The sequence below is a fragment of the Arthrobacter sp. AD-310 genome (assembly GCF_054656615.1).
Genome location: NZ_BAAHNO010000024.1, coordinates 1 through 26,595, shown reverse-complemented (window position 1 = coordinate 26,595; position 26,595 = coordinate 1). Strand labels below are relative to the sequence as shown.

At 65.9% G+C, this 26,595-nt stretch carries 23 protein-coding genes, 1 pseudogene and 1 riboswitch; of the genes and pseudogenes, 13 read left to right on the top strand and 11 right to left on the bottom strand.

The window, feature by feature from the left end; genetic code table 11:
- Position 1: 1 nt before the first annotated feature.
- The 8 genes from trpS to glyA form a co-directional block, all read right to left on the bottom strand.
- A complete protein-coding gene (gene trpS, locus ACYQ1Z_RS14750; protein ID WP_459793298.1) occupies positions 2-1,042 on the bottom strand; it encodes a tryptophan--tRNA ligase in 1,041 nt (346 codons plus the stop codon).
- Positions 1,043-1,069: 27 nt separating this feature from the next.
- Positions 1,070-1,903, bottom strand: coding sequence for an exodeoxyribonuclease III (locus tag ACYQ1Z_RS14745; protein WP_459793297.1), 834 nt, complete (start codon positions 1,901-1,903; stop codon positions 1,070-1,072).
- A 10-nt stretch (positions 1,904-1,913) separates the two neighbouring features.
- Positions 1,914-2,465, bottom strand: a complete 552-nt coding sequence (locus tag ACYQ1Z_RS14740; protein WP_459793296.1) for a hypothetical protein — start codon at positions 2,463-2,465, stop codon at positions 1,914-1,916.
- Positions 2,466-2,604: 139 nt separating this feature from the next.
- Positions 2,605-3,441, bottom strand: a complete 837-nt coding sequence (locus ACYQ1Z_RS14735) for an ABC transporter permease (protein ID WP_459793295.1) — start codon at positions 3,439-3,441, stop codon at positions 2,605-2,607.
- Complete coding sequence (locus tag ACYQ1Z_RS14730; RefSeq protein WP_459793294.1) at positions 3,438-4,304, bottom strand: ABC transporter permease; 867 nt, start codon at positions 4,302-4,304, stop codon at positions 3,438-3,440. Before ACYQ1Z_RS14730 ends, ACYQ1Z_RS14735 begins: the two co-directional genes overlap by 4 nt.
- 7 nt (positions 4,305-4,311) lie before the next feature.
- On the bottom strand, positions 4,312-5,271 hold the full coding sequence (locus ACYQ1Z_RS14725) for an ABC transporter ATP-binding protein (protein ID WP_459793326.1): 960 nt from the start codon (positions 5,269-5,271) through the stop codon (positions 4,312-4,314).
- Positions 5,272-5,418: 147 nt separating this feature from the next.
- Positions 5,419-6,318 (bottom strand): bifunctional methylenetetrahydrofolate dehydrogenase/methenyltetrahydrofolate cyclohydrolase, encoded by a 900-nt coding sequence (locus tag ACYQ1Z_RS14720; RefSeq protein ID WP_459793293.1) that lies wholly within the window; start codon positions 6,316-6,318, stop codon positions 5,419-5,421.
- A gap of 3 nt (positions 6,319-6,321) precedes the next feature.
- Positions 6,322-7,617, bottom strand: coding sequence for a serine hydroxymethyltransferase (glyA, locus tag ACYQ1Z_RS14715; protein ID WP_459793292.1), 1,296 nt, complete (start codon positions 7,615-7,617; stop codon positions 6,322-6,324).
- Between the two features lie 144 nt (positions 7,618-7,761).
- Positions 7,762-7,847: riboswitch (ZMP/ZTP riboswitch) on the bottom strand.
- Between the two features lie 43 nt (positions 7,848-7,890).
- Between glyA and purU the strand changes: the two genes are divergently transcribed.
- The 3 genes from purU to ACYQ1Z_RS14700 all read left to right on the top strand — a co-directional run bounded on the left by purU (position 7,891) and on the right by ACYQ1Z_RS14700 (position 10,083).
- Positions 7,891-8,751 (top strand): formyltetrahydrofolate deformylase, encoded by an 861-nt coding sequence (gene purU, locus ACYQ1Z_RS14710; RefSeq protein ID WP_459793291.1) that lies wholly within the window; start codon positions 7,891-7,893, stop codon positions 8,749-8,751.
- Between the two features lie 82 nt (positions 8,752-8,833).
- Positions 8,834-9,520: a class I SAM-dependent methyltransferase gene (locus tag ACYQ1Z_RS14705; RefSeq protein ID WP_459793290.1), complete on the top strand. Its 687-nt coding sequence runs from the start codon at positions 8,834-8,836 to the stop codon at positions 9,518-9,520.
- Positions 9,521-9,564: 44 nt separating this feature from the next.
- Entirely contained in the window at positions 9,565-10,083 is a 519-nt protein-coding gene (locus tag ACYQ1Z_RS14700; protein ID WP_459793289.1) for a gamma carbonic anhydrase family protein, read from the top strand.
- Here ACYQ1Z_RS14700 and ACYQ1Z_RS14695 read toward each other — a convergent pair.
- Both ACYQ1Z_RS14695 and ACYQ1Z_RS14690 read right to left on the bottom strand, forming a co-directional pair.
- Positions 10,080-11,813 carry a flavin monoamine oxidase family protein gene (locus ACYQ1Z_RS14695; RefSeq protein WP_459793288.1) on the bottom strand — a complete coding sequence of 578 codons (1,734 nt, stop codon included), beginning with the start codon at positions 11,811-11,813 and terminating at the stop codon, positions 10,080-10,082. The two genes, ACYQ1Z_RS14700 and ACYQ1Z_RS14695, sit on opposite strands and share 4 nt — an antisense overlap.
- Positions 11,814-11,866: 53 nt before the next feature.
- On the bottom strand, positions 11,867-13,384 hold the full coding sequence (locus tag ACYQ1Z_RS14690) for an amino acid permease (protein ID WP_459793286.1): 1,518 nt from the start codon (positions 13,382-13,384) through the stop codon (positions 11,867-11,869).
- A 108-nt stretch (positions 13,385-13,492) separates the two neighbouring features.
- Here ACYQ1Z_RS14690 and ACYQ1Z_RS14685 point away from each other — a divergent pair, with 108 nt between their 5' ends.
- Complete coding sequence (locus ACYQ1Z_RS14685) at positions 13,493-15,181, top strand: PucR family transcriptional regulator (RefSeq protein ID WP_459793285.1); 1,689 nt, start codon at positions 13,493-13,495, stop codon at positions 15,179-15,181.
- Here the strand turns inward: ACYQ1Z_RS14685 and ACYQ1Z_RS14680 are convergent.
- Positions 15,151-15,951, bottom strand: a complete 801-nt coding sequence (locus tag ACYQ1Z_RS14680) for a nitrilase-related carbon-nitrogen hydrolase (protein WP_459793284.1) — start codon at positions 15,949-15,951, stop codon at positions 15,151-15,153. The two genes, ACYQ1Z_RS14685 and ACYQ1Z_RS14680, sit on opposite strands and share 31 nt — an antisense overlap.
- A 204-nt stretch (positions 15,952-16,155) precedes the next feature.
- Here ACYQ1Z_RS14680 and ACYQ1Z_RS14675 point away from each other — a divergent pair, with 204 nt between their 5' ends.
- From ACYQ1Z_RS14675 to ACYQ1Z_RS14635, 9 genes and pseudogenes are all read left to right on the top strand, one after another.
- Positions 16,156-17,346, top strand: coding sequence for an ROK family transcriptional regulator (locus ACYQ1Z_RS14675; protein WP_459793282.1), 1,191 nt, complete (start codon positions 16,156-16,158; stop codon positions 17,344-17,346).
- Positions 17,347-17,476: 130 nt separating this feature from the next.
- Complete coding sequence (mmsA, locus tag ACYQ1Z_RS14670) at positions 17,477-19,033, top strand: multiple monosaccharide ABC transporter ATP-binding protein (RefSeq protein WP_459793281.1); 1,557 nt, start codon at positions 17,477-17,479, stop codon at positions 19,031-19,033.
- 45 nt (positions 19,034-19,078) lie between these two features.
- On the top strand, positions 19,079-20,365 hold the full coding sequence (gene mmsB, locus ACYQ1Z_RS14665; RefSeq protein WP_459793280.1) for a multiple monosaccharide ABC transporter permease: 1,287 nt from the start codon (positions 19,079-19,081) through the stop codon (positions 20,363-20,365).
- A 49-nt stretch (positions 20,366-20,414) separates the two neighbouring features.
- Positions 20,415-21,512, top strand: a complete 1,098-nt coding sequence (locus ACYQ1Z_RS14660) for a substrate-binding domain-containing protein (protein ID WP_459793279.1) — start codon at positions 20,415-20,417, stop codon at positions 21,510-21,512.
- Positions 21,513-21,688: 176 nt separating this feature from the next.
- Positions 21,689-23,125 carry an ABC transporter permease gene (locus ACYQ1Z_RS14655; protein ID WP_459793277.1) on the top strand — a complete coding sequence of 479 codons (1,437 nt, stop codon included), beginning with the start codon at positions 21,689-21,691 and terminating at the stop codon, positions 23,123-23,125.
- A 2-nt stretch (positions 23,126-23,127) separates the two neighbouring features.
- Positions 23,128-23,832 carry an ABC transporter ATP-binding protein gene (locus ACYQ1Z_RS14650; RefSeq protein ID WP_459793276.1) on the top strand — a complete coding sequence of 235 codons (705 nt, stop codon included), beginning with the start codon at positions 23,128-23,130 and terminating at the stop codon, positions 23,830-23,832.
- A 12-nt stretch (positions 23,833-23,844) separates the two neighbouring features.
- Positions 23,845-24,915 (top strand): Gfo/Idh/MocA family protein, encoded by a 1,071-nt coding sequence (locus ACYQ1Z_RS14645; protein WP_459793275.1) that lies wholly within the window; start codon positions 23,845-23,847, stop codon positions 24,913-24,915.
- 207 nt (positions 24,916-25,122) lie between these two features.
- Positions 25,123-26,061: a hypothetical protein gene (locus tag ACYQ1Z_RS14640; RefSeq protein ID WP_459793274.1), complete on the top strand. Its 939-nt coding sequence runs from the start codon at positions 25,123-25,125 to the stop codon at positions 26,059-26,061.
- Between the two features lie 89 nt (positions 26,062-26,150).
- A pseudogene (locus ACYQ1Z_RS14635) lies at positions 26,151-26,595 on the top strand (hypothetical protein); the annotation flags it as partial.

Below are 26,595 nucleotides of genomic sequence, written 5' to 3'. Positions count from 1 at the left end.
GCTAGCGGACTCCAGCGAGGCTGAGGGACGGCAGGAAGCCCATGCGCTCGTACACCTGGCCCAGGGTGACCGAGGCGATCCCGCGGGCGCGTTCTGCTCCTGACGCCAGGAGCCGGTCAAGCTCGGCGGGGTCAGCCATCAGCTCGTTGGTCCGGTTCCGCAGCGGGGTGACGAACTCGACCACCACCTCGGCGAGGTCAACCTTCAGGTGGCCGTACATCTTGCCCTGGTACTCGGCTTCCAGCTCCGCCACTGACTTGCCGGTCAGCGATGAGTAGATGGTCAGCAGGTTGGACACACCCGGCTTCTCTTCCGGATCGAACCTGATATCCGTGCCGGCATCGGTGACCGCCGACTTGATGCGCTTCGCGGCGATCTTGGGGTCTTCCAGCAGCTGGATGGCCCCGTTCGGCGATTCGCCGGTCTTGGACATCTTGGCGCTGGGGTTCTGGAGGTCGTAGATCTTTGCGCTTTCCTTGACGATGGTCGCCTCCGGAACGGTGAAGGTGGCACCGAACCTGGTGTTGAACCGCTGGGCCAGGTTGCGGGTCAGCTCCAGGTGCTGGCGCTGGTCCTCGCCCACCGGCACCAGGTCAGTCTGGTACAGCAGGATATCCGCCGCCATCAGGGTGGGGTAGGCGAACAGGCCCAGGGTGGCGGCGTCCGCGCCGGACTTCTGGGTCTTGTCCTTGAACTGGGTCATCCGGGACGCTTCGCCGAAGCCGGTGATGCAGTTCAATGCCCACGCAAGCTGGGCATGCTCGGGTACGTGGGACTGGACAAAGAAGATGCTCTTGTCCGGGTCGATGCCCGCCGCGATGTACTGGGCGGCGACAATCCGGGTACGCCTGGCCAGCTCCGTCGGATCGAAGTCCACGGTGATGGCGTGCAGGTCCGGGATAAAGAAGACGGCGTCGTACTCCGCCTGCATGTCCACCCAATTGCGGACGGCGCCGATGTAGTTGCCCAGGTGCAGCGAGTCGGCAGTGGGCTTGGCGCCGGAGAGGATGCGCTTTTTGGCGGTGGCGTTCTGGCTAGTCATGGGAGGGTAACTTTCGGTGCTGCGGGCTTAGAGCTTGTAATCGACGACCAGCGGTGCGTGGTCGGAGAAGCGGGTGTCGTACGTGGCGGCACGGTCCACAACGGCCGAGATCGCCGAGGACGCGAGTTCCGGCGTTGCCAGGTGGTAGTCAATGCGCCAGCCGGCGTCGTTGTCGAAGGCTTTGCCGCGCCAGGACCACCAGGTGTAGGGCCCGTCCACGTCCCCGGACATGGTGCGGTGGACGTCGTGCCAGCCAATGTCTTCGCCGAAAAACCCATCGAAGTAGGCCCGTTCCTCGGGCAGGAAGCCGGCCTTCTTGAGGTTGCCCTTCCAGTTGCGGATGTCCCGGGGTGTGTGGGCCACGTTGAGGTCACCCACCACCAGGGCGTGGTCGCTGTGCTTGGCCAGCTCGGGCAGGCGGATGTGCATGGCGTCAAGGAAACGGTACTTGTCCACCTGCTTGGGGGTATCCACCTCGCCGGAGTGGACGTAGGCGCTGGCCACGGTCAACTGCACCCGCTCCCCTGCGGCGTTGCTGACGCGGAAGTCGGCTTCAACCCAGCGTCCGGCGGTGGCGAAGTAGTCATCCCCTATGCCGTTCCGGGTGGCGAGCGGCTCTTCCCGGGAGGCGATGGCCACGCCGGCACGGCCTTTGGCTTCCGCCTCGGCATGCAGGATGTGCCAGCCTTCCCCCAGCAGTTCGCGCACGATCGCGTCGGGGGCCCGGACTTCCTGGAGGCAGAGGATGTCAACGTCGCGCGGCTCCAGCCAGGCAGCCATTCCGTTTTTGTAGGCAGCCCTCAGGCCGTTGACGTTGACGGATGCGATGCGAAGGTGGTCTTTCTTCAATGCCGGGCTCACCCGCTCCACTCTAGTCGATGATGGTGCCGGTGACCGGCTCCCCGCTGCCTCCGGAGGACTTGATCATGTCCCGCGCGTTGGTGGCTGTGATCTCGATGGTTTCGAGGGCACGGTTGATGGTGTCCTGGTTGGCTGCCGCTCCCTTGGCGCGTTCGTCTTCGACCACGCGGACCTGGACCTGGACGATCTTGAACGAGTGGTCCAGCTTGAGGTCCCGGACCTCGTCGGCCTCGCTGCGTTCGGACACCACGCGGGTTCCGCCGTGGTCAGCAGCCGACGACGGCGCGCGGCCGGCAGCGAAGGCGTTCTGGGCTTCGGTCAGTTTCGCGCCGGCCTTTTTGGCGGCTTTCTGGATGCTGAAGACCACAAAGCAGGCGAGTGCAAGCCAGAAGGCGGCGATGACGGCAACAACCCAGCCCACGACGTCGTTCTGGTTGGCCGCGAAGATGACGGCGACCACGAATGCCGTCACCAGGACCATCAGGCCGGGACCGCTGATGCGGAACATGGAAAATCCGCCGGCGGGTTTGGAGGATGACTTGGAGCTGCCCAGAGATTGCATGGTTCCATTCTCTCAAACGCCGGAGTATGCTCCGGTCCCCTTCCACCCCCGGCGAACATACCGCCCCCTCTCCCAACTGAGTCGCAGTAGTTGTCGTTTTGAGGGCCCAAAACGACAACTACTGCGACCTAGTTGGGGGCTACTTCAGGAACAGGCTCCGCAGGCGGAGGGTTGTCAGGAGCATCCCGACGGCGGTCATCGCCAGGTAGTAGCCGATGTGGACCGGGGTGGCGGCTGTGAATGTGCCCACGCTGATCTGTCGCAGCAGTTCCACTCCGTGCCACAGCGGCATGGCCTGGATGAACCACTGGATGGGTTCCGGATACACGCTGAGCGGATAGAACGTAGCGCTGAACAGGAACATCGGCAGCAGGATGAAGTTGATCCAGTCCATCTGCTGGAAGGTCTTCAGGAAGCTGGTGATCCCCATACCCATGCTGGCGAACCCGAACGCGATGAGCACCGAGGCGGGAACCATCAGGAGCGCCCACGGCGAACTGACCAGTCCCATTAGACCCATCACAGCGGTAAATCCCGTGGCGTAGAGCATGCCACGCAGCAGGGCGAGGAAGATCTCCCCCAGGGCAACGTCCAGCGGGCCCAGCGAGGTGTACAGCATCCCCTGGTACAGCTTGGCGAAGTGCATCTTGAAAAAGACATTCCAGGTGGAGTCGTACACTGCCCCGTTCATCGCGGATACGGCCAGCAGGGCGGGGGCAATATACGCGGCGTAGCTGATCTCCCCGCCGCCAGGCCCTTCAACCGTGCCCACAATCGCCCCGAGGCCAACACCCATGGACACCAGGAAAAGGACCGGCTCGAAGAACCCGGACAGCATCACCAGCCAGTTGCTGCTCCGGGTGGCCATCAGCCCCCGGGAAACCACTGCACGGGCGTTGCGTGAATACAGGGGGCCGAAAGACCTCCCGCGTGCAGCTTCCGCGGCGGCTGAGCGGTCCGGGCTGCCAACGCTCATTGCCCCATCCTCTTCTCGAACCGGCGCCTGGTGAGCACCCAGCCGGCTACGGCGAGGCCCGCCAGGACCGCGACGTGCACCAGGGTCAGCAGTACCGGTTCGCGGTAGCCGTAGCTGACCACCCGGCCCAGCTCGGTGCCGTGCCAGATGGGCGAGATCCAGCCGATCCAGCGGACGGCAGGCGGCAGGGTGTCCAGCGGGAAGAACGTTCCGGAGAACAGGAACAGCGGCATCACCACCAGCCGCATGACCAGCGCGAACTGCCCCTTGTCCTCGGTGAGTGATGCGGAGTATGCCATCAGCGGGAGCCCGAAGGACAGCCCGGCCAGGGTGGCCACCAGGATGCTAAGCCACGCCGACCCGTGCGGGGAAGCCCCAAACAACGTCACCGCTGCCAAGTAGATGGCCGACTGCAGGAACAGCCGCAGCGTTACGGCCATGATGTGCCCGGCTGCGATCTGCGCCGGCGCCAGCGGGGAGGCGTGCGGGCCGAAGTAGGTGCGGCGCCACTTGAACCCGGCCATCACCGGGAACGTGAACTCGTTGGCGGCCGTCATCACCGCCGCGGACACCAACAATGCCGGGGCAATGAACGTGAGGTAGCTGACTCCGCCGAACGCCGCGGCGCCCTGGGCATCAACCAGGGTGGCCAACCCGACCCCCATGGCGAAAAGGTATGCCACCGGCTGGCCGACGCTGTACATCAGCATGGACCAGCGGTAGTTCTTCATGACGCGGAGCACCTGCTCGGCGTAGTAGAAGGCTCCCCAGCGCCGGGCTTTCGCCGCTGCCACCCGGGGACTGTGCGCCCGCAGCGTCCGCGGGCGCACGCCCCGCTCGTCAGCCAGCCCCTCGTCAGTCAACCCCTCATCAGTCAATGAGGCTCCGCCCGGTCAGCCGCAGGAAGACGTCCTCCAGCGACGACCGGCGCACCAGCGAAGTCAGCGGCCGCAGGCCGCGGGACGCTACCTGCTCAAGCGCGGCCTCGCCGTCGTCCGCGTAGATCAGCACACGGTCCGGCAGGACCTCAAGCCGTTCGCCGATACCGCCGAGCTCCGCCCCGATGGTGGCGTTCCGTTCCGAGCCGAACCGCAGCTCCACCACCTCCCGGGTGGAGTGCGCGCGGATCAGCTGCGCCGGGGATCCTTCTGCCATGATCCTGCCTTTGTCCACCACCACGAGCCGGTCGCACAGCTGTTCGGCCTCGTCCATGTAGTGGGTGGTCAGGATCAGGGTGACGCCCTGTTCCTTGAGCCGGAACAGCCGGTCCCAAAGGATGTGCCGGGCCTGCGGGTCCAGCCCGGTGGTGGGTTCGTCCAGCAGCAGGATGCGGGGCTCATTAATGAGGGAGCGGGCGATGGTGAGCCGCCGCTTCATGCCGCCGGAGAGCGCGTCCACCTTGGCCTTGGCCTTGTCCGCAAGCTGCGCGAACTCAAGCAGCTCGTCCGCCTTTGGCTGCAGGTAGCTCATCGGCAGGCCGAAGTAGCGGCCATAGACCAGCAGGTTGTCCCGGACGCGCAGTTCCTCGTCAAGGTTGTCCTGCTGCGGCACAACGCCAAGGTGCGCGCGCACTTCCGGACCGTGCGAATCCGGGTCCAGGCCCATGATGCTGAGGCTGCCCGAGGTGCGGCCGGTGACGCCGCCGATCATCTTCATCGTGGTGGACTTGCCGGCGCCATTGGGGCCCAGCAGTCCAAAGGATTCCCCCGCGGGAACAGAGAACGAGATGCCGTCCACGGCCGCCACGTCGCCGTACTTCTTGGTCAGGTTTTCGGCTGAGATGACGGCACCGCCCGGCGGCTGGCTGCCCGTCCAGGGCCCGGACGGCAGGAAGGCTTTGTTGTGCACCCTTCGCAGACTAGTGGAGCTGCCGGGCAGGTGGAAGGGCACTTCCGGTTCCGGGCATTAACGGACGACGGCGGCGCGGCACCATTCCTGTGAAAGGTGCCGCGCCGCCGTCGTGCTGTGCGGTACCGCCTAGGCGATGCCTGCCTGGCGTTCCGCAGCCTCGACCACGTTGGTCATCAGCAGCGCGACGGTCATGGGTCCTACGCCGCCGGGGTTCGGCGATATCCAGCCGGCCACCTCCGCGGCTGCGGGATCGATGTCACCGTAGACGCGGCTCTTGCCCGTCTCCGGATCCGTTTCGCGGGTGACCCCGACGTCCAGCAGCGCCGCGCCCGGCTTCACGTCAGCAGCCTTGACGATGTGCTTGACGCCGGCCGCACCAACGATCACGTCGGCCTGCCGGAGCAGCTCCGACAGGTTGGTCGTGCCGGTGTGGGTCAGGGTCACCGTGGCGTTGACCTCACGCCGGGTGAGCAGCAGGCCGATCGAGCGCCCGATCGTGACGCCGCGGCCGACCACCACAACGTGCTTGCCGGACAGGCTGTACCCGTTGCGTTCCAGCAGCTCGATGACCCCGCGCGGGGTGCACGGCAGGGGCGTGGTGATCTTGTTGTTGACGTTCAGCACCAGCCGGCCCAGGTTGGTCGGGTGCAGGCCGTCGGCATCCTTGGCGGGGTCGATGCGCTCCAGGATGGCGTCCGTGTCCAGGTGCTTGGGCAACGGCAGCTGCACGATGTACCCGTGGCAGGCAGGGTCCGCATTGAGTTCGTCAATGAGGGCCTCCACCTGCTCCTGGGTGGCGTCCGCCGGAAGCTCGCGCTGGATCGAGTTCATCCCGATCTGCACAGACTGCTTGTGCTTCATGGACACGTACAGCTGCGAGGCAGGGTCCGCGCCCACGAGCACAGTGGCGATGCCGGGAGTGACGCCCTTGGCCTTGAGTGCGGCCACGCGTTCGGTCAGCTCGGCTTTGATGGCAGCGGCGGTAGCCTTGCCGTCGAGGATCTGTGCGGTGGTGGTTTCAGCCATCGGTCACCACTGCTCGTGCTGCGGGTAGAGCGGGAAGTCCGCTGCCAGCTTGTCCACGCGGGCCTGCAGGGCCTCGACGTCGGCGCCGGTGCCTGCCTTGAGGGCGGTGGCGATGATCTCGGCGACCTCGGTGAATTCGTTGGCGCCGAAGCCGCGGGTGGCCAGGGCCGGGGTGCCGATCCGCAGGCCGGAGGTGACCATCGGCGGGCGGGGGTCGAACGGCACGGCGTTGCGGTTGACGGTGATGCCCACCGAGTGCAGGAGGTCTTCGGCCTGCTGGCCGTCCAGCGTGGAATTGCGCAGGTCAACGAGGACCAGGTGGACATCGGTGCCGCCGGTGAGGACGGAGACGCCAGCCTCGGCAACGTCGGACTGGTTCAGGCGGTCGGCGATGATGCGGGCGCCCTCCAGGACGCGCTCCTGCCGCTCCTTGAATTCCTGGGTGCCGGCGATCTTGAAGGCCACGGCCTTGGCGGCGATGACGTGCATCAGCGGACCGCCCTGCTGGCCCGGGAACACGTTGGAGTTCAGCTTCTTGGCCCACTGTTCCTTGGCCAGGATCACGCCCGAGCGGGGGCCCGCGAGCGTCTTGTGCACGGTGGAGGTGACGACGTCGGAGTGCGGCACCGGGCTCGGGTGCAGTCCGGCGGCGACCAGGCCGGCGAAGTGCGCCATGTCGGTCCAGAGCAGCGCGCCGACTTCATCGGCGATGGAGCGGAACGCGGCGAAGTCGAGGTGGCGCGGGTAGGCGGACCAGCCGGCGATGATGACCTGCGGCTTCTCCTTGATGGCCTGCTCGCGGAGCTTGTCCATGTCCACGCGGAAGGTGTCTTCCTCGACCTGGTAGGCAGCCACTTCATAGAGCTTGCCGGAGAAGTTCAGCTTCATGCCGTGGGTCAGGTGGCCGCCGTGGGCCAGGGACAGGCCCAGGATCTTGTCGCCGGGGGTGATCATTGCGGACAGCGCGGCGGCGTTCGCCTGCGCGCCGGAATGAGGCTGGACGTTGGCGAACTCGGCGCCGAACAGTGCCTTCACCCGGTCGATGGCCAGCTGCTCGGCAACGTCGACGTATTCGCAGCCGCCGTAGTAGCGGCGGCCCGGGTAGCCCTCGGCGTACTTGTTGGTGAGGACGGAGCCCTGGGCTTCCATGACGGCGCGGGGGGCGAAGTTTTCGGAAGCAATCATTTCCAGGGTGCCGCGCTGGCGGCCAAGCTCCTGGTCCAGGACTGCGGCGATTTCGGGGTCGAGCTCGGCCAGCGGCTGGTTGCTGACGTCTGTTGTTGTGGCTGTAGTAGTCACGGAGAACTCCTGGCTAGGGACGGGCACTGCTTAGGTCAGGCTACCGGCTGGCGCGTCTTCGTACCGCCTTGATGAACGGGGACGAAAGCGCGGCCATGGAATCGCAGCACTGACGCTGCGCAGCTCCACTTCCGGCAAAACATGACCCTCGGCCCAGGCGTACGATCCGTGGTCTTCGTGATTGCCGCTCCCTGGTGGTTAGCCACCCAACGCCAGTTGCGACCCATCCAGCCTACCAAAACCGGCCCCTTCCGCGCGGGTAGGCTATTACGCGTGAGTGAAGAGCAGCTGAACCGAGCCTATGTAGTAACCCTGTCCTGCCCGGACCGCCCCGGAATCGTCCACGCGGTGGCCGGCGCCCTGCTGGAGTCAGGCTGCAACATCACCGATTCCCAGCAGTACGGCAGCCCCGCCACCGGAAACTTCTTTATGCGTGTTGAGGTGGACACCGCTGCATCCGCGGCAAGCCTGCGTGCCGCCCTGGAGCCCGTTGCCGAAGCATTCTCGATGCAGTGGGGCCTGCACGCAGTTGGCCAGAAAGTACGGACCCTGGTCATGGCCAGCACCTCCGCCCACTGCCTCAACGACCTGCTGTTCCAGCAGCGCTCCGGGACGCTTCCCATCGAGATCCCCGCCATCGTGTCGAACCACCAGGACCTCGCGGGCCTCGCCGAGTTCTACGGCATCCCGTTCCACTACATCCCCGTGACCAAAGACACCAAGGCGCAGGCCGAGGACAAGCTGCGCGCCCTGATTGCCGAGCACGATATCGAACTGACGGTCCTCGCCCGGTACATGCAGATCCTGTCGGATGAACTCTGCACCGAACTGACGGGCAAGGCCATCAATATCCACCACTCGTTCCTGCCCTCCTTCAAGGGCGCCAAGCCCTACCACCAGGCCCATGCCCGGGGCGTCAAGCTCATCGGTGCCACCGCGCACTACGTCACCGCTGCCCTGGACGAGGGGCCGATCATCGAGCAGGAGGTCATCCGCGTCGACCACGCCCGCACACCTGAACAGTTCGTGCAGATGGGCCGCGACGTGGAAGGCCGCACGCTGGTCCAGGCCGTGCAGTGGCACGCCGAGCACCGGGTGCTGCTGGACGGCAACCGCACAGTGGTCTTCAACTAAACAGCAGTAGTTGTCGTTTTGGGTCCCCAAAACGACAACTACTGCTACTCAGTTGGGTGCGGGGGTGGCTTAGGGTGAAGCCATGCACGGCAACCCTGATCCGCTGGACCACGAGGCGGATCTCGCCTTGTTCTACGACCGGCACGCAGCGCTGCCGAACATCCGGTCCCACACGCGCCACCGCGTCGAATGCCTCGACTGGTTTATCCGGCTGCTGAAGGATGAACACCGGCACTCGGTGTTGGAACTCGGTTGCGGCACCGGCGACGAGGGCCTCGCGTTCGTCCGTGCCGGGCTGCACTACTGCGGCGTGGACCTGTCAGGCGAGAGCGTGCGCCTGGCCCGCGCAAAAGGACTGGACGCCAGCGTGGCCAGCGGGCGGAACCTCCCGTTCCCTGGCGGCTCGTTTACGGCGGCCTGGACCATGAGCACCCTGCTGCACGTGCCCAACAGCCGGATCCACGGCGTCGTTAATGAGCTGGTACGGGTGTGCGCTCCGAGGGCGCCGGTCGCCGTCGGGCTCTGGTCCGGCCCGGACGAAGAGGTGCTGAATCCGGAGGACGACGACGAGCCGCGCCGCTTCTTCAGCAGGCGCAGCGACGCCGCGGTCCGGAGGATCTTCGGCGCACACGGGGAGGTGGAGCACTTCCGCACCTGGCCGGAGGGCACCGGCGACGAGTCCGGTCCGGGGCGCGGCGCCTGGACCCAGCACTACCAGTTCCTGGTCCTCCGCACCCCGCCAGCACCGCAAGCACCGCCGGTCACATAGCGGCACCCAGGCCGCCGGGTGCAGGGGTGGCTTAGGGTGTTGCCATGGCACCCCTGTACCCCTTTGCCGGCAGCACCCCGGCAGTCCACGAATCAGCATTCATCGCCCCGACCGCATCGGTCATCGGCAACGCCACTCTCGGGCCGGAATCGAGCGCCTTCTACGGCGTCTCGGTCCGGGCCGACACCGCGGCCATCACCGTCGGCGCGGGCAGCAACCTGCAGGACAACGTGGTGCTGCACGCCGACCCCGGCTTCCCCTGCACGGTGGGCGAACGCGTGAGCGTGGGGCACGCCGCAGTCGTACACGGCTGCACGGTGGAGGACGACTGCCTGGTGGGCATGGGCGCCACCATCCTCAACGGCGCGGTGATCGGCGCCGGCTCGCTCGTGGCCGCCGGCGCCGTTGTCCTCGAAGGAACCGTTGTGCCGCCCCGCTCGCTCGTGGCGGGCGTACCGGCCAAGGTCCGCCGCCAGCTCACCGATGAGGAGTACGACGGCGTGCGCGCCAACGCGGCGCGGTACGTGGAGCTCGCGGCGCAACACCGCGAGCTGCACGCCTAGTCCAGACTGACCGGACCGTACTCGTCCAGCAGGTCGCCGGGGCCTGGATTGCCGGGGGCGGATGTGCCGCCGAGGTGGTTGACCACGCCCCACACGGCATTCAACCCTGTGGTGACAGCCCCTTCGGCCCACCCGGCGGTGAAGGAGACGTCGTCGCCGGCCAGGAAGATGCCACGCTGGGACTCGGGCAGCCTGTCCTGCTTAAAGTGCGTGAACAGCCGCTGCTGGTAGCGGTAGTGGCCGGGCAGGTTGGCCTTGAAGGCGCCCATGAAGTTGGGGTCCGCCTCCCAGGACACGGTGATGGGCTGGCCCACGATGTGGCTGGCGATATCCACGCCCGGGTAAATCTGCTCCAGCGAATGCAGCATGAGTTCCACCCGTTCGTCGGCGTCGAGGGCGAGCCACTTCAGGGCGTCGTCGTTCCAGGTGTAGGACAGCAGGATGACGGCGGGCTGGTCGGGGCCGTTGTCCAGCAGGTACGTTGCCCGGTTCAGCCTGTCAGTCAGGGTCATGGACAAAACCTCGTGGCCGGTTTCGGGGTCAATGTCCTTCCAGAACGGCCGGTCCACCATGACGAACGTCTTGGAGGACTGCATGTAGTGCGATTTCTCCATGGCGGTCCAGAGCTCCGCGGGGAACAGCGCTTCCTCGGTGTGGATCCGGGTGGACAACAGCCAGGACTGGCACGTGGTGACGACGGCCGGGTAGCTGGCCTCGCGGCCCCACCGTTCCCGGACGCGCAGGTTGCCGTCCGGGTCCCGGCTGATCTTCCCCACGGCGCCGCGCGGCGAGCCGGCGTGCAGCGACGCCAGCGAGGTGCCCTCCGGCCAGTGTTTTATGTCCGACGGCGCGTGCTGCCACAGTGCCTCGGGCAGCCGTTGCGCTCCCCCGCGGATGAGGCGGTGCTGGTCGTCCGCATCCGTGTAGACCACCCGGAGGATCTCCAGGATGGAGTTCGGGAAGTCGGTGTCCCACCCGCCGGTGCCGAAGCCCACCTGGCCGAACGCCTCCCGGTGGGCGAAGCCAGCCTTTTTGAAGGACTCGCTGGCGGCGATGAAGCCGTAGAAAGTCTGCTCGTCCATGAGCGGCAGCAGCTCGTTCCAGAGCTCCTTAATCCGGGCGGTGTCCCGGGCCCGGATCGCGTCCTGCATCTCGCCGAACCTGGCGCCGTCGTTGACCGCCGCCTTCCAGGCGTCGGCGACTTCACGGAAGAACGGTGGAAGGTCGGTGGGCTTCTCCGCGTAATGCTTTTGGCCGGCGAGTTCGATCACCGTGCTGGACGTGGCCTCGGCCAGGGGGTTGGGAAAGTCCTGGGTCTCCAGCCCGAGCAAGTCGACGTAGTGGTAGAAGGCCTTGCCGGAAACGGGGAACCGCATGCCGCCCAGGTCAGCCACCACGCCGGGCGCAGCAGGGAAAGCCGCGGTGCGGAGGCGGCCGCCGATCCGGTCAGCTTCGTACACAACAGGCCGCAACCCCAGTTTCATCAGTTCATAGGCTGTGACCAGGCCGGACAGTCCCGCACCAATGACGGCAACCTCAGTGCCCAGCATGTGCTCCGGAACGGACCCCAGTCCGCCTGGATGGGCCAGGTAGTGGTCGTAGCTGAACGGAAAGTCCGGGTTGAGCATGGTGATGGGAGCCGTCTGCTCCTCCGGGCGCCGTGGAGCCTTCTCCGCCAGCGTCGAAGTGCTGGACGGGTCCGAGGCCGGAAGTTCGGTGGCGATGGTCATGGAGTGTCTGCCTTAGTGGTTGGTTCGGGCGGTGTTGCGGAAGTTGCGCGCGGTCAGGACTTCGCAGCCTGGGGCGTGACGGACCGGGCCGACAATTCAAGGTATTCCTCGTTGCCGAGCGCCGCCACCCGGGAATTGCGGCGGCCATAGCCGAAGTAGGCAGCGAGGCCCACCAGCATCCAGGCGGCGAAAGTCACCCAGGTGTCGGCGCCGAGGTTGTACATGAGGTAGCCGCACATCAGCGCACCCAGGATTGGGGTGAGCGGGAACAGCGGCACCCGGAACGTCCGTTCCAGTTCGGGCCGGGAGCGGCGGAGGTAGATCACCGCAACGTTCACCAGTGCGAACGCAAACAGGGTGCCGATGCTCGTGGCATCCGCGAGCGCGCCCAGCGGCACCAGCCCGGCGGTCAGGGCGACGGCGGTGCCGACCAGGAGGGTCCCGGCAACAGGGGTTCCGGTCCGGCGGGAGACGCGGCCGAAGATTGCAGGGATGAGGCCGTCCCGGGACATGGACAGCAGGATGCGGGTCTGGCCGTAGAGGACGGTCAGGACGATGCTGGCGATGGCCAGTACAGCGCCGACCGCGAAGACCAGCGCGATCCAGGGCTGCCCCGTGGTTTCTTCGAGGATTTTCACCAGTGCCGCCTCGGTCCCGTCGAACCAGCCCCAGGGGCGGGCGCCGATGGCGGCCACGGCCACGAGGACGTAGATGGTGGTGACGATCAGCATGGAAAGCATGATGGCGCGCGGCAGGTCCCGCTTCGGGTTGCGGGCTTCCTCTCCGGCGGTGGAGGCTGCGTCGAAGCCGATGTAGGAGAAGAAGACCCGGGAGGCTGCAGCGGAGACTCCGGCGGCGCCCATTGGAAGCAGCGGCTCGAAGTTGCCGGCGTTGAAGGCGGTAAACGCCACGGCGCAAAAGAACACCAGGATCCCGACCTTGACCACCACAATGGACGTGTTGATCCAGGCGCTTTCCCTGGCACCGCGCACCAGGAGGATGGTGGCCAGCACCACGATGACCATGGCGGGGATGTTGACCACGCCGCCGTCACCCGGTGGCTGGGAGAAAGCGTCGGGCAGCACGGAGCCAAACACCGCCAGTGTCTCGTTAACGTATTGGCCGGCTCCCACGGCAACAGCCGCCACGGACACCGCATACTCCAGGACCAGGCACCAGCCGCAGATCCAGGCCATGCCCTCACCCATGGTGGCGTAGGTGTAGGAGTAGCTGGACCCTGCCACCGGCACCAGCCCCGCCATTTCCGCGTACGAAACGGCAGACAGCAGCGCGGCAAGGCCCGCGATGGCGAAGGAGATCCAGATGGCCGGCCCGGCCAGCGGAACGGACTCCCCCAGGATCACCAGGATGCCGGTGCCCAGGGTCGCGCCGACGGAAATCATGGTCAGCTGCAGGACACCGAAGCTCCGGACCAATCGTGGTCCGCCCTGGCCTGTCTCCGCTTCGCCGACCATCTGGGCGATTGGCTTGCGGCGGAGCAGTTGCGCGCCGAGGGTCGGCCGGCCTGCGCGGCGGCTGGCCGCCTCGCCGGAAAGTGTTGGCACAGTCATCGTTGACGTCCGTTCATGTCGGTGGGTGGTTGGACTGGTTTCCCCTCACCCAGCGTAGGTGTGTGAGCGGCATCTCAAGATGTGCAAAGTGACCTATAGTCTTCAGTCATGAGACGCATTGCACCAGAGCACGTCGACGGCGGAGGCGTGCAGCCTGCAGAGCTGGACGCTGTGACGCTCGGCGGGTTCCTGGCATCGCTGCCCGCCGGAGTAAGCATGCTTCACGACGCCGGGAACGGCAGCGTGCCGCTCCGGTGGGTGGAACCGAGCGAACTGGAGGACCCCACTCCATACCTGCTGGATGGTGAGTTTGTGCTGACTGCGGGTTTGCCCTTCCGCAGTGGCGGCGGCCCGGACCATGACGCCGCGGCCTCTGGTGGCAGCGGAACCGGCACGGCGGCTGTTGCCGACGATTACGTCCGCCGGCTCGTGAAGGCGGGGGTCGCGGCATTGGGGTTCGGCCTGGAGCCCTATTTCACTGCGGTACCGGATGAGCTGGTGTCCGCCTGCCGGATCCACGGACTTACCCTGGTGGAGGTACCCGCCAGCATCCCCTTCGCCGCACTGGGCCTCGAGTTTTCCAAGCTCCTGGAATCCGGCAACGCCCGGGTGTTCCGGCAGCTGGCCGAGACCAACCGGCATCTGATGCGGGCCGTCCTGTCGGCCCGGCCGGAGCACGAACTGCTGGCGGCACTCACCCAGCGTGTCCCCGCCTGGGCTGTGCTGGTGGGCGCCGACGGCAAGGCGCGCGCCCGGGCGGGCGCCGCCGTCGACCTTTCTGCCCTCCAGCCACTGGTCAGGAGGCTCCTCGCCGGCAGCGGCCCGCGTTTGGAAACCGACGGCTTCGACACACCCGGCTCCGCCCTGGTCTTCGGCCATCCGTTGCGGAGCAGCCGCGACGCGACACTGGGCGGGCTGGTGCTGGGCGCGGACAGACCATTGACGCCGGCCCAGAACAGTATGGTTTCCTCGGTGGTGGGACTGCTGGAACTCCTGGTCCGCCAACGCACCAGCGGATCTCTGGCCCCAAGCCAGCTGGCCACAGCACTGCTGCTGCACCCGGAGAGCCTGGCAGGCGGAAAGGCCGGCGAACTGAACACGCTGCGTGACCTGCTGGCCCAAAGCGTTGCCGGCACGCGGACCGGCCAGGTCCGTGTTGTCCTCGGGATCCGGCCGGAAGGAACGGCCGCCGGTGACGGACCCGTGCGCGGCCTGCTCCAGTGGCGCCGGCTGTTCGACACAAAGATGGTGGAGCTCACCGGGTACGGCTTCGCGGCTGTAACGCGGCTGAAGGTGGATGACCAGCTGCTGGCGGAGGTGGAACAGTTGGGCTGGCGGCTCGTGGTGGGCCGGCCCACCGAACTGCCCGGACTGGCTGCGGCCTACCGGAGCGCCTCGGCCCTGCGCCCGCGGGTGCAGGGCAGCGGCACGACGGTCCGGGAGGAAGAAGTGACGTGGTCCGTCACCGGGCTTCTCGGCAGCGAGGCGGGCACCATGCTGGCTGCCCGCCTGCTGGCGCCGGTCCTGGCGCTCGAACCTGAGCGCCGGGATGCCCAGCTCCAGGTTCTGCGGTCGTGGCTCGCCGCCAACGGCAACTGGGACGCGACTGCCAAGGACCTCGGACTCCACCGGAACAGCGTCCGGCGGCAGGTCAATGCGCTGGCGGAACTGCTGGGATTGGACCTCGCAGCGGCGTCGACCCGGGCTGAGCTCTGGATTGCCCTGCAGTTCGCCGGCGCCGCCGCCCCGCTATCGGACAAGGAGCTTCAGGGAGCCTGGACGTCCCAGGCGCGGTAAAGGTCCGGACGCCGTTCCTCAAGGTACGGCACGATCGACCGCTCACGGCGGGCCGCATCCGGGTCCACCTCGGCGAGGAGCAACTGCGGGCCGTCACCGGCGGCTGCCAGCAGCTTGCCGTCCGGCCCGGCGATGACGCTGCCGCCAAGGAACCTGCAGCCGTCCTCCACCCCGGAGTGGTTGGCATAGGCGATGGTCAGCTGGCTCTCAAGTGCCCGCGCCCGCAGAAGAACCTGTGGGACGTCGTCGAACCCGTGGGCCAGCGCAGTGGGAACCAGGAGCAGTTCCGCCCCGCCGGTGGCCGCGGCGCGCACCGCCTCCGGGAATTCGACGTCATAGCAGATCACTATGGATGTTTGCAGTCCCAGGAAGTCCACGACGGCGGGCCTCTCCCCGGCCGGGACAAAGGCGGCGCGCTCGTCCGGGCCAAACAGGTGGACTTTGCCGTACTCGAGCAACGGGATCCCGACATGGTCCAGCAGCGTCGCACTGATCTGCCAGCCTCCGGCAGTCACCCTGGGAAGGCTGTATACCAGTCCGATCCCGTGGCGTCGCGCGATCCCCGCGAGCCTGTCCCGGAGCCCGGGAAGAAGCGCCGGGTCCAGCTGCGCCCGGACGACGCGGGGCGCATAGCCGACCGGGAAGAGCTCAGGGGTGACCAGCACGGCCGCCCCCGCTGCCGCTGCCTCCCGGGCCGCTTCCTCAAGGGCGGCGCAATTCGCCTCCACATCAAGGACCGCAGAATTTGCCTGCAGGAGCGCCAACAGCACCTGTATCACCTTCCATCTTTGGAATGGCCGCCATCCGGGCCTCTTCACCTCAGCCTAGCCATGAAGTGCATGGCGGGAGCGGGCCATTTGCACCGGGAAACGGGCAGCCCCGGTCGAATCGTCCTGGTCAGCATGGATTACTCGCGTACCGCCCTTGCGTTAACTTCTTGACTCCAATACGGACGATAGGGCAATGTTCTTAGCATGTCCGCAACCCCGCGCTCAACGAGGAGCAAGCCCAAAAATCCGGGCTCACAATCCGCCCTGCGGCAGCTCAACCAGCAACGGATCATCGAGAGCCTGATGGGCGGCCCATCCACGCAGGCGGAGCTCGCCCGGCAGACGGGCCTGTCCACGGCGACAGTGTCCAACATCGTCAAGATCATGCTGGATTCCGGGCTCGCGTCCACGGAACCGATTACCAGCTCAGGCCGCCGGGCCCTCAATGTCCGGCTCAACAGCAACGGCGCGGTCGCCGTCGGCATTGACTTCGGCAGGCGCCATCTCCGCGTGGTCCTGGCCTCCCTCAGCTACCACGTCATCGCGGAGGAATCCGTGATGCTGCCACTGGGCCACCAGGCCGAGGAAGGGATCCAGGCGGCGGTGGCACTGCTGGAAAAACTGCTGCTGGAAAGCGGCATTGACCGGTCGGCCGTAGTGGGCGCCGGCGTCGGGATTCCGGGGCCCATAGACCGCCGCACCGGCACGGTCGCTCAGGGCGCCATCCTTCCTGAATGGGTGGGGATCAACATCCTGCAGCACCTTGAAGAGACCTTGGAAATCCCCGTGTTCATTGACAACGACGCCAACCTGGGTGCCTGGTCGGAGGTGACGTGGGGTCAGCACACCGGGGTCAGCAACCTACTGTTCCTGAAGATCGGTTCGGGCATCGGCGCCGGGCTCATCCTCAACGGCGCCCCCTACTACGGAAACGTTGGAATCACCGGCGAGATCGGCCACGCAACCATCCACGAGCAGGGGCTGGTATGCCGCTGCGGGAACCGCGGCTGCCTGGAAACCATCGCCTCCACAACCACCATGATCGAACTCCTCAGCCGGGGCGAGGACCGGCCGCTGACACCGGCGGACATCGTTCGGAAGGCCCTGAACAGGGACCCCGCCACCTTGCGCGTGGTCGACGACGCAGGCCTTTCCGTGGGCCGGGCGCTGGGGAACGTGGCGAACCTGATCAACCCGGAAGTCATCGTCGTGGGAGGCCCGCTGGCGGGGCTGGGTGACATCCTGCTCGAGCCCATCCGGCGCGGCCTCGTCCGGCACGCGGTCCCCGTCATCGGCGAGACCACCACACTCACCATGTCTTCGCTCGGGGACCGCGCAGAGGCGCTCGGCGCTGCCGCCCTGGTCTTCCAGCACGCCGGAATCCGTAAGACCTAGACCGTTTCGTTATCCCCCAATTGCGTTAAAGACTTGACGACAATCGGTGTGAGCTAGTTTACTTTTCCCCAGACGGCCCTGCGCTTTGCCGGCCGGACAAAGAAGTCATTGCATTGGAGGGTTAGGGCACATGACGTCCCAGGCCACGCAAGCGGAGCCGATCATCCTGGAGATGCGCTCCATCACGAAAGAATTCCCCGGCGTAAAAGCTTTGTCGGATGTGAACCTGCGGGTGAAGGCGGGTGAAATCCACGCAATCTGCGGCGAGAACGGGGCCGGCAAGTCCACGCTGATGAAGGTCCTGTCCGGTGTCTACCCGCACGGAAGCTACGACGGCGACATCGTCTACCAGGGACAGGTCCAGCAGTTCCGGGACATCCGGGCCAGCGAACACGCCGGCATCGTGATCATCCACCAGGAACTCGCGCTGATCCCGGAACTGTCCATCATGGAAAACATCTTCCTGGGCAACGAACCCACCAAGCGCGGTGTCATCGACTGGTCCGAGGCCCGGCTGCGCTCCCTGGACCTGCTGGCCCGCGTGGGACTCCGAGAGGATCCCGACACCCCCATCAAGGAAATCGGCGTCGGCAAGCAGCAGCTGGTGGAAATCGCCAAAGCCCTGAACAAGTCGGTCAAGATCCTGATCCTGGACGAACCCACCGCGGCCCTCAACGAATCAGACTCCCAGCACCTGCTGGACCTGATGCTGGGCCTGAAAGCCAAAGGCATCACGTCCATCATCATTTCCCACAAGCTGAACGAGATTGAGCAGATCGCCGATTCCATCACCATCATCCGCGACGGCAAATCGATCGAAACCCTGAACGTCAAAGCCGACGGCGTGGACGAGGACCGGATTATCAAGGGCATGGTGGGCAGGACGCTGGAATCCCGGTTCCCGGACCACACCCCCAAGATCGGCGAGGTGTTTTTCGAGGTCAAGGACTGGACCGTGGGACACCCCAACGTCCAGGACCGGCTGGTGTGCAAAAACTCCAGCTTCTTCGTCCGCCGCGGCGAAATCGTCGGGTTCGCCGGCCTCATGGGGGCCGGCCGCACTGAACTGGCACGCTCGGTCTTCGGCCGCTCCTACGGCCGCTTCATCAACGGGCACATATATAAGGACGGCAAGGAGGTGGTCCTCAAGAACGTCCGGCAAGCAATCGACGCCGGGCTTGGCTACGTGACCGAGGACCGCAAGTCGCTGGGCTTGAACCTGCTGGACGACATCAAGACCACCACCGTGGCAGCAAACCTCAGGAAGATCAGCCGCAATTCGGTCGTCGACCGCAACCAGGAATTCACCGTGGCTGAGCAGTACCGCAAGTCGCTGCGCACCAAGACCCCGACGGTCGAGGAAGGCGTTGCCAAGCTCTCCGGCGGCAACCAGCAAAAGGTAGTCCTGGCCAAGTGGATGTTCACCGATCCGGACCTGCTGATCCTTGACGAACCTACCCGCGGTATCGATGTGGGCGCCAAGTACGAGATCTACGGAATCATCCAGCAGCTCGCCAACCAGGGCAAGGGAGTGATCGTCATTTCCTCGGAGCTCCCCGAACTCCTGGGCCTGTCCGACCGCATCTACACCATCTTCGAAGGCGCCATCACCGGTGTCCTGACCAAAGAGGAGGCCAGCCAGGAAAGCCTGATGAAGCTGATGACCTCCGCACGAAAAGCCGCCTGACCCTCTGGACCATCCAGAACCTTCCGGACACAAGGACTGAACACCATGAACGCCCTCAAGAAGCTGTTTGGCGGCAACAGCCGCCAATTCGGCATGATCTTCGCCCTGGTGGCACTGATCATCTTCTTCCAGATCGCCACCGAAGGCCGGACCCTTACGCCCGGCAACGTCATCAACCTCTTCAACGGCAACTCCTACATCCTGATCCTGGCCATCGGCATGGTCCTGGTCATCATTGCCGGGCACATCGACCTCTCCGTCGGTTCGGTGGCGGCATTCGTTGGCGTCACCGTTGCCCTCGCCATCCGCGACTGGGGCATCCCCTGGTACGCCGGCGTCCTGCTCGGGCTGCTCCTGGGTGCCCTGATCGGCGCCTGGCAAGGCTGGTGGACGGCGTATGTGGGAATTCCCGCCTTCATCGTGACGCTGGCCGGCATGCTCCTGTTCCGCGGCTTCAACCAGTTCGTCGGCAAGTCGAACACCATCCCGGTTCCCAATGATTTCCAGTACCTCGGCGCAGGCTACCTTCCGGAGGTTGGCCCAGACACCGGCTTCAACAACCTGACCCTCCTTCTCGGCATCGCCGCCGCCGCCTTCGTGGTGTGGGGCGAGCTCCGCTCCCGTGCGCGGGCCAAGGCCCTGGGCGCGGAAGTGCCGGAAATGTGGGTCACCGCGCTGAAGCTGGTCCTGATTGCCGGAGCCATCCTCTACGCCACCTACCTGTTCGCAACCGGCCGCCCGGGCACCTCCTTCCCCATCCCCGGCCTCATCCTCGCCGTCCTGGTCCTGCTCTACGGCTTCATCTCCTCCCGCACCATCCTTGGCCGCCATGTCTACGCCGTGGGTGGCAACCGGCACGCAGCCGAGCTGTCCGGCGTCCAGTCCAAGAAGGTCAACTTCCTGGTCATGATGAACATGTCCATCCTGGCCGGCCTGGCCGGCATGATCTTCGTCGGCCGGTCCACCGCTTCAGGTCCTTTCGACGGCGTCGGCTGGGAACTTGACGCCATCGCCGCCGTCTTCATCGGCGGCGCGGCAGTGACCGGCGGCGTCGGCACCGTGGTCGGATCCATCATCGGTGGCCTGGTCATGGCCGTCCTGAACAACGGCCTCCAGCTCCTTGGCGTCGGCGCCGACCTGACCCAGATCATCAAGGGCCTTGTCCTCCTCATCGCTGTCGCGTTCGACGTCTACAACAAGAGCCAGGGCAAGAAGTCCATCATCGGGTTGCTTACCAGGAACTTCAACCGCCCCTCCGGCGGTGGCCCCAGCAACCCCCTCCAGCCCGACGAAACAACCTCCACCAAGGAAGCGATCGCCAGGGAAGCCTGAGCTTTGCAGCCTGAACACCGTTTCACCACCCAAAGAAAGAGAACCAACAATGAGAATGTTCGGTAAAGCAGGAAAGGCCGCAGCTGTCGCTGCAGTGGCAGCACTGGCGCTGACGGGCTGCGGACGCTCCGAGCCCAGCACGGGCGGCGGAACTGAAGGTGCCGGCGGGTTCGAACAGAATTCCTCCATCGGCGTCGCGCTCCCGCAGAAGACCAGTGAGAACTGGGTCCTCGCCGAGAAGCTGTTCAACGACGGCCTCAGCGGCGCCGGTTTCAAACCCGACGTGCAGTTCGCCAACGGCGGCGTATCAGAACAGCAGAACCAGATCAGCGCGATGGTGACCAAGGGTGCCAAGGTCATCATCGTGGGAGCCATCGATGGCTCCCAGCTCGGCACCCAGCTGAAGCAGGCCAAGGATGCCGGCGCCACGGTCATCGCCTATGACCGGCTGCTGCTGAACACCGAGAACGTCGATTACTACGTGGCTTACGACAACTTCAAGGTCGGCGAACTGCAGGGCCAGGCACTGTTGGACGGACTCAAGGCCAAGAAGCCCAACGGCCCGTACAACATCGAGCTGTTCGCCGGTTCCCCCGACGACGCCAACGCCAAGGTCTTCTTCGACGGCGCAATGAGTGTCCTGAAGCCCAAGATCGACGACGGCACCCTCAAGGTCGTCTCCGGCCAGACCAGCTTCGAACAGGCTGTCACCCAGGGCTGGAAGGCAGAGAACGCCCAGCGCCGTGCCGACACCCTGTTGACCGGCAGCTACACCAGCGAGTCGCTGGACGGCGTCCTCTCCCCCAACGACACCCTGGCACGCGCGGTCCTGACGTCCGTCAAGGCTGCCGGCAAGCCGCTTCCTGTTGTTACCGGGCAGGACTCCGAGGTTGAGTCGGTCAAGTCCATCATGGCGGGCGAGCAGTACTCCACCATCAACAAGGACACCCGCAAGCTGGTTGAACACGCCATCACCATGGTGAAGGACCTCCAGGCCGGCAAGGAACTGGAGATCAACGACCCCAACTCCTACAACAACGGCACCAAAACTGTCCCGGCCTACCTGCTGGAACCGCAGATCGTCACTGCCGATAACGTGAAGACGGCCTACACGGACGATCCGGTCCTCGGCCCGATCACCAAGTAGCACTTAAGTCATAAGCAAGAAGCCCGGTTCCCTTTCCAGGGAGCCGGGCTTCTTGCTGTGCCGGGGAAGCTCTTCACAGCCCAAACACAGGTTCAGCCCGATTCCTGCACAGCATGCCCGGCGAGGGTGGATCCGACGCCGGCCTCCCGCGCCGGCCCCTGAACCATAGGAGTAACGTGAGCGTCCTTGCCCGGAGTGTAGGCAATGCTTTCAGAAATAAGGTGCGAACCGCCGCCGTCGCAACGGTGCTGGCTGTTGCCATTGGGCTGGCCCTGTGCATGCTGGTTGCGAACCAGGCAGTGGGCGCAAAAGTGCAGGAGCTTAGCGCGTCGGTCGGCACGGTACTGACCGTGAACCCGGCCGGCGGCCAAGGCTTCGAGGGCGGTGGCGAGCCCCTCACCACCGGGCAGGCAACCACAGCCGCTGCCGTCCCCAACGTCAGCGCCGTCGTCGGAACCTCCGTACTGCGGCTCCGGAACGCCGCCGAGGCCGCCGCCCAGGCAGCCACTGGCCAAACCGGTCCCGGCGGGCAGGGCGGGCAGGGCAGTCCCGGCGGGCAGGCGGCAGCCACCCTGACCACCAGCCTCACCGCCGCCGTTGATGCCGGCACACTCGGAAACCGCAACCAGGCGGCCAACGGCAGCACCGGCACCACGTCCGCGCAGCCCGTCCGGTCGTTACCCATCACCGCCACCGGTATCGGTGCGGAGATCGACACCACCGGCAAGGCACTCAACATCACTGAAGGCACGGGCCTCGGCGACTACGCGGCCGCCTCCACCAGCGCCCTGCTGGGCACCACGCTGGCGGAGAAGAACAGCCTGACCGTCGGATCGAGCTTTACCATCAATGACCAGACCTACACGGTCGCAGGATTGTTCGACGCCGGCACAACCTTCGGCAACAACGCCGTTTACATCACGCTTCCTACTGCGCAAGCCCTCGCCGGGCTCCCCGACGAACTGTCCAGCATGATTGTCACCGTGAACTCCCTGGAGAACGTCGAGTCCACCAAGACAGCCCTGCAGGAGGCGCTGGGCACCGACACGGCTGACGTCACCCAGGGCCAGAACCTCGAGACCGCCGTCAGCTCCCTCGGCAGCGTCAAGAACATTTCCTTCATCGCGTTCATGGCAGCCCTCGGCACCGCCGGCCTGATCATCCTGCTCATCATGGTCATGCTCGTCCGGGAGCGCCGCCGCGAAATCGGAGTGCTCAAAGCCATCGGGGCCCCCAACCGGACCATCGGCCTGCAGTTCGTCCTGGAAGCCCTGGTGTTGGCAGCGCTGGGCAGCGCCGCAGGCGCAGTCATCGCCGCTTTTGCCAGCAGCGGCATCGCCTCCGCGCTGATCAGCACCAACAGCACCACGACGGCGGCCCCCACCGCAGGACGCGGTGTGCCGGGCGGCGTCGCCGGCGGCGGAGCTGGCTTCCCGGGCGGGAATCCGTTCGGTGGCGCTTCCCAGCTGCTGACCTCCGTCACTGCCAGCGCCTCCCCCGGAGTCATCGCGGCCGGCATCGCGGCCGTATTCGGCGTCGCCATCATCGGCGCGCTGGTTCCCGCGCTGCTGACCGCACGCATCCGTCCCATCGAAGTCCTGCGAGGAGAATAGCCATGATTGAAGTCAAGAACCTGGTCCGCACCTTCAACTCCGGTGACCGCACCATCAAACCCGTCAACGACGTCAGCTTCGAACTCGGGCAGGGCACCCTCGCTTCCATCGTGGGTAAGAGCGGCAGCGGCAAGAGCACCCTGTTGTCCCTCCTGGGCGCGCTGGACAAACCCACCAGCGGAGACGTCGTCGTGAATGGCGCCAGCCTGGCGGGGATGCCTGACAGCAAGCTGACCGATTACCGGCGCCGTGTCATCGGCTTCGTGTTCCAACAGTTCAACCTGATCCCCAACCTGTCAGCCGTGGACAACGTCATGCTGCCCATGGAATTCGCCGGGATGCGCAAAGCCGCCAGGCTGGAGCGCGCCAAGGACCTGCTGGAGCAGGTTCAACTGGTCACCGAAAAACACGACCGGCGGATCAACCGGCTCTCCGGCGGCGAACAGCAGCGCGTGGCAATTGCCCGCGCCCTGGCCAACGAGCCCAAACTGATCCTCGCCGACGAGCCGACCGGGAACCTCGATGAGCAGACGGGCGACCACATCATCTCGCTCCTGAGCTCCCTAAGCCGCGACCACAACACCACCATCCTTGTGGTCACGCACGACCGGGCCCTGGCGAACAAGACCGACCGCCGGTTCCGGCTCCAGCAGGGCAAACTGACGGAGGAGCAGGTCCATCCCCGGACCCCGCAGCCGGTCCTGTGACAGGATGGCTGGATGACCGCCCTCATCGCCACGCCGTGGTTGTCCAGCCAGCCGGATACAGATCCCCGTTCAGCCACCGGCACACCTCTCCGTTGGGGAATCATTGCCACAGGCGGAATCGCAAGGTCGGTAGCCCAGGACCTCGCGTTGCTGGCGGACGCCGAACTCTACGCCGTCAGCTCCCGCGCGCAGGCGACGGCGGACGGGTTTGCTTCGGAGTACGGCGTCGCCAAGGCGTACGGGGACGACGGCGGTGTGCACGGCTACCAGCACCTGCTCGCCGATGACGCCGTAGACGTTGTGTATGTGGCCACGCCTCATGCCCAGCACCACCGGATCGTCCTGGCGGCACTCAACGCCGGAAAGCATGTCCTGTGCGAAAAAGCGTTCACCATCAATGCGCGCGAAGCGGCGGAGCTGATCGAGGTTGCCCGCGACCGCAAGCTGTTCCTGATGGAGGCCGTCTGGAGCCGCTTCCTGCCCAGCATGCAGCGCGCCTTCGAAATTGCGGCGTCGGGTGAACTGGGCGACATCCACTGGGTGTCCGCCGACCTCGGCTTTCCGGCGCCCTACTCTCCAACCTCCCGCCTTTGGGCGCGCCACGACGGCGGCGGGGCGCTGCTCGACATCACGGTGTATCCGCTGCTGTGGGCACTCGGTACGCTCGGGTTCCCCCAGACCGTCAGTGCGACGGGCTTCGTAAACGACGACGGCGTGGACTCGCAGAATGCCCTGACGCTCGGATACAACCACGGCGCCCAGGTCCAGCTCACCTCGTCGCTGCTTTCCCACGGCCCGCGCACTGCGACGGTGGCAGGAAGCCTCGGCTTCTTGCAGAGCATCGGGTCAATCAACAATCCCCGCCACCTGACCGTCGCCATCGGCCGGGACCACCGGCGGACCGAGGCCTTCGACGTAGTGGGCAAGGGTTACACGTATGAGCTCCGCGAAGTCACCAGGTGCATCCAGCAGGGCATAACGGAGAGCCCGGTCATGCCCTTGGAGGATTCACTCAACACAATGCGCCTTTTCGACGGCGTGCGCGCCCAGCTGGGAGTCGGCTACCCGAATGACAGCCGCTAAATCCGTCCGGACGGAAGTACCAATGTTTTTTAACGCTTTGATCGCTCCCACACATCTATTACTTGACGGGAATAAACGGAATCTTTCCGCGGCGGCGCGCCAATATTCATTTCCTGTTGATTTGTTGTAGAGGAATCTGGACTTTCGGCAATATTGCGTTTTAGGCTATTGGCATCGTCGAATGCAACAGTACTGGGGGTGGTACGCATGGGTGAAGAACGCTCACCATGGCGTGCCCTGCGGCCGGTCCTCCTGGCCGGAGCCGCAGCCCTTTCCTGGCTGACCTTCTCATCGACGCAGGCCTCCGCAGACACCTTGCCGGACACTTCTTCCCTGTTGGGGGGCGTCACCAGTTCAGTAACGTCGGTGACGGAGAAGATCGCCCCGGCCGTGCCTGCAGCGCCGGCCGCCACACCCGCTGCACCGCCATCCACTGGCCTGCTCCAGCCGGTTGTCGGCGACGTCTCAGGCGTTGCGGACAACCTGATTGCTGCCGTTCCGGTAGTGAACCAGGTGGTTCCGTCCGGGACGGTTTCCGCTGTTGCCACGCCCATTGCCCAGGTAGCAGATGGTGCGAGCACGGCACTGGTGGAGACGGTCGTCCCGCCTGTTGCGGAGTCCCTGCCGGTCCTGGAGCCGGTTCTACAGCCAGTATCGGATCTGGTTACGGGCTCCGCTCCCCTCCCCGTGGAGGTTCCGGAGCTGCCCCTCGTGGTTCCCGCGGAGGACCTGCCGGACGTGGCTTCGCCCGCGCCTGTGGAGGTGCCAGGCAAGACAATCCAGCCCGACGAAACCGCGCCGCTGGATGCCGTCGACGTCGAAGTAGCGGGACAACAGGCACCCGCCAACCCCGAAGTGGAGCGGGGGGTACTCGCCTTGGCTGGTGCCGCGGCACCGATGGCCGCGACGTCGCTTATCGGTGAACAGCCCGCTGACACCGATCCTTCGTCCAGCCCTGCCCTGGCGCCAGCCGTGCCGGGTTCCGGCACGGGAAGCGGCGGTTCGACGGGCAGTTCGCCAGGCTCGGCAGCATGGCTGAGCACTTTTGGTTTCGCCCTGCCGTTTGCCGGCTCTGAGCTTGCCGGCGAAGCCTCTGATCATGCTCCTGCACCGGTGTCGTTCGACCCCGGTTCTTCCCCTGACTAGTTGAGTCCGCGCTGCCTTCTGCGGCAGCACGCGGTCATTTGGGCAGCTGAAAAGCGCCCTGAACCTCAACTTTCTCAGGAGTAAACACCATGAGTTCCAACCTTTGCAGGGGGCTGCTTGGCACCCTCTTCGCCGGCGGGCTCCTCGCCCTCGGCTGCACCGCGGCAAATGCTGCGGACACTACCAGCGGATCGGACCTTTCCGCTTCCGCACTGATCTCGGCGGCGGCGTCCGCGGATACGACGTCGTTGGGCCTGCTGGGTGACCCAACGCCGTCCGAAGCAACGGACGTCGCCGCCGTAGTGGATGCTTCGGTGGGGCTGGGAACAGCCACTGGAGTTGACGGCGGAACTACCACCGGCGCCAGCGACCTCGCCGTAGCCGCAGACGCCGCCCTGGCACTCGGCACCGCCACGGGCACGGACGGCGGAACTACCACCGGCGCCAGCGACCTCGCCGTAGCCGCAGACGCCGCCCTGGCACTCGGCACCGCCACGGGCACGGACGGCGGAACCACCACCGGCGCCACCGACC

Excerpts from the sequence above, each read along its gene's own strand:
- trpS (WP_459793298.1), bottom strand. The coding sequence starts at position 1,042 with ATGACTAGCCAGAACGCCACCGCCAAAAAGCGCATCCTCTCCGGCGCC.
- ACYQ1Z_RS14740 (WP_459793296.1), bottom strand. The coding sequence starts at position 2,465 with ATGCAATCTCTGGGCAGCTCCAAGTCATCCTCCAAACCCGCCGGCGGA.
- ACYQ1Z_RS14735 (WP_459793295.1), bottom strand. The coding sequence starts at position 3,441 with ATGAGCGTTGGCAGCCCGGACCGCTCAGCCGCCGCGGAAGCTGCACGC.
- ACYQ1Z_RS14720 (WP_459793293.1), bottom strand. The coding sequence starts at position 6,318 with ATGGCTGAAACCACCACCGCACAGATCCTCGACGGCAAGGCTACCGCC.
- ACYQ1Z_RS14705 (WP_459793290.1), top strand. The coding sequence starts at position 8,834 with ATGCACGGCAACCCTGATCCGCTGGACCACGAGGCGGATCTCGCCTTG.
- ACYQ1Z_RS14700 (WP_459793289.1), top strand. The coding sequence starts at position 9,565 with ATGGCACCCCTGTACCCCTTTGCCGGCAGCACCCCGGCAGTCCACGAA.
- ACYQ1Z_RS14695 (WP_459793288.1), bottom strand. The coding sequence starts at position 11,813 with ATGACCATCGCCACCGAACTTCCGGCCTCGGACCCGTCCAGCACTTCG.
- ACYQ1Z_RS14690 (WP_459793286.1), bottom strand. The coding sequence starts at position 13,384 with ATGACTGTGCCAACACTTTCCGGCGAGGCGGCCAGCCGCCGCGCAGGC.
- ACYQ1Z_RS14685 (WP_459793285.1), top strand. The coding sequence starts at position 13,493 with ATGAGACGCATTGCACCAGAGCACGTCGACGGCGGAGGCGTGCAGCCT.
- ACYQ1Z_RS14675 (WP_459793282.1), top strand. The coding sequence starts at position 16,156 with ATGTCCGCAACCCCGCGCTCAACGAGGAGCAAGCCCAAAAATCCGGGC.
- mmsA (WP_459793281.1), top strand. The coding sequence starts at position 17,477 with ATGACGTCCCAGGCCACGCAAGCGGAGCCGATCATCCTGGAGATGCGC.
- mmsB (WP_459793280.1), top strand. The coding sequence starts at position 19,079 with ATGAACGCCCTCAAGAAGCTGTTTGGCGGCAACAGCCGCCAATTCGGC.
- ACYQ1Z_RS14660 (WP_459793279.1), top strand. The coding sequence starts at position 20,415 with ATGAGAATGTTCGGTAAAGCAGGAAAGGCCGCAGCTGTCGCTGCAGTG.
- ACYQ1Z_RS14650 (WP_459793276.1), top strand. The coding sequence starts at position 23,128 with ATGATTGAAGTCAAGAACCTGGTCCGCACCTTCAACTCCGGTGACCGC.
- ACYQ1Z_RS14645 (WP_459793275.1), top strand. The coding sequence starts at position 23,845 with ATGACCGCCCTCATCGCCACGCCGTGGTTGTCCAGCCAGCCGGATACA.
- ACYQ1Z_RS14640 (WP_459793274.1), top strand. The coding sequence starts at position 25,123 with ATGGGTGAAGAACGCTCACCATGGCGTGCCCTGCGGCCGGTCCTCCTG.